2 protein-coding genes are annotated in these 2,986 nt (G+C 73.1%); both read left to right on the top strand.

All coding sequences use genetic code 11. The annotated features are described in order from the left end of the window. Window positions 1–2,242 (top strand): ligase-associated DNA damage response DEXH box helicase (locus tag IM632_RS01505; RefSeq protein ID WP_296551951.1); only part of this gene is annotated, 2,242 nt, incomplete at its 5' end. Then, a complete protein-coding gene (gene pdeM, locus IM632_RS01500; protein ID WP_296551949.1) occupies window positions 2,239–2,964 on the top strand; it encodes a ligase-associated DNA damage response endonuclease PdeM in 726 nt (241 codons plus the stop codon). The genes IM632_RS01505 and pdeM, both read left to right, overlap by 4 nt. Window positions 2,965–2,986 lie beyond the last annotated feature (22 nt).

The following is a 2,986-nucleotide window of genomic DNA, read 5'->3' as shown; positions in this document are numbered from 1 at the left end:
GCGGCGCGGGGTCCACACCCTCTACATCTCGCCGCTCAAGGCCCTGGCCGTGGACGTGGAGCGCAACCTCGCCCGGCCGATCCGGGAGATGGGGCTCGACGTCGTGGCCGAGAGCCGCACCGGCGACACCGGCGTGGCGCGGCGGCAGAGGCAGAAGGTCCTTCCCCCCGACATCCTCCTGACTACCCCCGAGCAGCTGGCCCTGTTCTGCGCCTGGGAAGGCTCGCGCCTCTATTTCGAGGACCTCGCCTGCGTCATCATCGACGAGATCCACGCCCTGCACGCCTCCAAGCGGGGCGACCTTCTGTCCCTCGGCCTCTCGCGCCTGTCGGCCCTCGCGCCGCGCCTGCGGCGCACCGGCCTGTCGGCGACGGTGGACGACCCCGCCGTGATCCAGCGTTGGATGGGCGACGGGGAGCGGCCTGTCGACCTCGTGCGCGGGCCGCCGGGGGCGAGCCCGCAGGTGGACCTCCTGCTCTCGGGCGGCCGCACGCCCTGGGCGGGGCACACCGCCCAGCACGCCATGGCCGAGGTCTACGAGGCCATCCGTGCGTCCCGCACGACACTGGTCTTCGTCAACACTCGCTTCCAGGCCGAGTTCGCCTTCCAGGAGCTGTGGAAGCTGAACGAGGAGAACCTGCCCATCGCCCTGCACCACGGCAGCCTGGCCGCCGAACAGAGGCGCAAGGTCGAGGCGGCCATGGCGAGGGGCGAGCTGAAGGCGGTGGTCTGCACCTCCACCCTGGACCTCGGCATCGACTGGGGCGACGTGGACCTGGTCATCCAGCTGGCCTCGCCCAAGGGCGCCAGCCGCATGGTCCAGAGGATCGGCCGGGCCAACCATCGGCTGGATGAGCCCAGCCGCGCCCTCTTCGTGCCCGCCAACCGGTTCGAAGTGCTGGAGTGCCAGGCCGCGCGCGAGTGCATCGCCGAGAACCGGCTGGATGGCGAGCCCCTGCGGACCGGCGCCCTGGACGTCCTGGCCCAGCACCTGCTGGGCTGCGCCTGCGCCGAGCCCGTCTCCGACGACGCCCTGTTCGACGAGGTCCGCCGGGCCGGGCCCTATCGCGAGCTGTCGCGGGAGGATTTCGACCGCACCGTCGACCTGACGGCGACCGGGGGCTACGCCCTCCAGGCCTATGACCGCTTCCGGCGGATGGTGCGCGGGCCCGACGGCCTCTGGCGGGTGCGAAACGCCGACACCGCCCGGCGGCACCGGCTGAACCTCGGCGCCATCCTGTCGCCCGACGTCCTGTCGGTGCGGGTGGTCCAGGGCTCGCGCCTGGTCGGGGGCCGCAAGATCGGCGAGATCGAGGAGGGCTATTTCGAGATGCTCGACCCGGGGGACACCTTCGTCTTCGCCGGCCAGGTCTGGAGCCTCGCGGCCATCACCGGCCTGGACGTGCTGGTCCGGCCCGCCCGGTCGGAAGACCCCAACATGCCCTCCTGGGGCGGGTCCAAGTTCGCCCTGTCGAGCCACCTCGCCCGCCGGGTGCGGCGGATGATGTCGGACGAGGCGGCCTGGGTGCGCCTGCCCCCCGACGTGCGCGAATGGCTGGGCCTGCAGCGCCTGCACTCGCGGATCGTCGCCGAGGACGAGATGCTGGTGGAGACCTTCCCGCGGGGCCGACGCCACTTCCTGGTGGCCTATCCCTTCGAGGGGCGGCTGGCCCACACCACCCTGGCCATGCTGCTGACCCGGCGGCTGGAGCGGGCCGGCGCCCAGCCCCTGGGCTTTGTCTGCAACGATTACGCCCTGGCCGTCTGGTCCCTGAAGCCCATGGACGGGATCGACATGGACGACCTGTTCGCCCAGGACATGCTGGGCGACGACCTCGAAGACTGGCTGGCCGAGAGCTTCATGATGAAGCGAGCCTTCAAGGGCTGCGCCATCATCGCCGGCCTGATCGAGCGGCGCTTCCCCGGCGAGCCGCGCAAGACCGGGCGGCAGGTCACCTTCTCCACCGACCTGATCTACGACGTCCTGCGACGCCACCAGCCCGACCACCTGCTGCTGCACTGCGCCCGCCAGGAGGCCGCCGAAGGCATGATCGACGCCGCCCGGCTGGGCGATCTCCTGGCCCGGGTGGCGGGACGCATCCGCCATGTCGCGCTGGAGCGGCTGTCGCCCTTCGCCGTGCCCATGCTGATGGAGATCGGCAAGGAAAGGTCGCCGGGCCAGGCGGGGGACGCCATCCTGGCCGAGGCCGAGAGCGACCTCATCGCCGAGGCCCTGGCGTGAGCCCGGTCCAGGCCCTGGGCCTGCGCGCCCTCGAGGACGGGGCCATGGCCCTGACCCTGGCGGGCGAGGCCGCCCGGCTGCTGCCTTCGGGCGCCCTGGTCCTTGTGGCGCACTCGACCCTGGTGGTCGCCGACCTGCACCTGGAGAAGGGCTCGGCCTTCGCCGCCCGGGGACAGCTCCTGCCCCCGCTGGACACCCGCGAGACTCTGCGCCGGCTGGCGGCCGATGCGGCGGCCCAGGCGCCCCGCCGAATCCTCTTCCTGGGCGACGCCTTCCACGACCGGCAGGCCTCGCGCCGGATGTCCGGCGAGGACCGGGCGGCGCTGGAGGCGCTGGGGCGGGGCTCGGAGCTGGTCTGGATCACGGGCAACCACGATCCCGAGCCGGACGCCGACCTGCCAGGCGAGTCGGCGGACGAGATCCGCCTGGGCGGCCTGGTCCTGAGGCACGAACCGGAGCCCGGGGCGGCCCCGGGGGAGATCGCCGGACACCTGCACCCCTGCGCCCGGATCGCCACCCCGCGCGGCGCGGTGCGGCGGCGATGCCTGGTCACCGACGGGGAGCGGGCTGTCCTGCCGGCCTACGGCGCCTTCACGGGGGGGCTGAACGTCCTTGACGCCGCCTTCGCCGGCCTGTTCCGGGGGGACCCGGTGGTGGCCGCCCTCGGCGACAGCCGGGTGCACGCGGAGGGCGTCCGGTCCCTGAGGCCGGACGGGCGCTAGATGCGCAGGGCCTTCTCCAGGG

It is taken from the genome of Phenylobacterium sp. (genome assembly GCF_020402505.1).
GTDB lineage: Bacteria > Pseudomonadota > Alphaproteobacteria > Caulobacterales > Caulobacteraceae > Phenylobacterium.
Note: the sequence above shows the minus strand (reverse complement) of the source record. Positions and strands in the feature narration are given on the sequence as shown.